The organism is Pseudomonas fuscovaginae SE-1 (assembly GCF_000364705.1).
Taxonomy (GTDB): domain Bacteria; phylum Pseudomonadota; class Gammaproteobacteria; order Pseudomonadales; family Pseudomonadaceae; genus Aquipseudomonas; species Aquipseudomonas fuscovaginae_A.
On the sequence record NZ_AQOH01000108.1, the window covers coordinates 1 to 898 of the forward strand.

At 60.8% G+C, this 898-nt stretch carries 1 protein-coding gene; it reads left to right on the forward strand.

What is annotated here, in order from left to right; all coding sequences use genetic code 11:
* Window positions 1–84: 84 nt before the first annotated feature.
* The coding region (gene istA, locus K675_RS0111905; RefSeq protein WP_017903747.1) for an IS21 family transposase at window positions 85–898 on the forward strand (814 nt) is incomplete at its 3' end.

Sequence of the window (898 nt, forward strand, 5' to 3'; positions counted from 1 at the left end):
TGTCACCGCCAATGTAAAACTGACCCCCTAACGCCAACGCAAATTTGACCCCCTGGGCCATCATGGCGGCTTTGAGCTGCCGAGATGTTGACCCAGGAGCAGTCAGTGGAAATCAGGGTATTGGCCCGTCAGGGCATGGGCATCAAAACCATCGCGCGCACGCTGGGGGTGTCGCGTAACACCGTGCGCAAGTACCTGCGTGGCGAGGCCGAGTCACCGCGCTATACAGGGCGAGCAGCGCGTCCGGAGAAGCTCGACCCGTTCAAGGTCTATCTGCAAGAGCGCGTGGAAGCGGCCCGGCCGCATTGGATTCCTGCGACGGTGCTGTTGCGTGAAGTCCAGGCGCAAGGCTACACAGGCGGCATCAGCAGGCTCAAATCCTATCTGGCACCGTTCAAACGTCCACGTCATGACCCTGTGGTGCGCTTCGAGACGGCGCCCGGTCAGCAGGTGCAAGTCGATTTCACCACTATCCGCAGGGGCCGTAACCCGCTTAAGGCGTTCGTCGCCACGCTGGGCTACAGCCGCGTCACTTTCGTCCGCTTCGGTGCCCGCGAAGACAGTGATGCATGGCTGGACGGCTTGCGTGAGGCTTTTGTTTATTTCGGCGGGGTACCCGAGGAGGCGCTGTTCGACAACGCCGGAGCGATCATTCTGGAGCGCGATGCCTATGGCGAAGGTCTGCATCGCTGGCATCCCCGGCTATTGGCGCTGGCCGACGAATATGGTTTTCGCCCTCGTGTTTGTAGGCCCTATCGGGCCAAGACCAAAGGCAAGGTCGAGCGCTTCAACGGCTACCTCAAGGGCAGTTTCATTACACCATTGGCGGCCACGCTCAAGAGCGCGGGATTACCGTTGGATGTGGCCACCGCCAATGCGCATATTGGTCGTTGGCTCG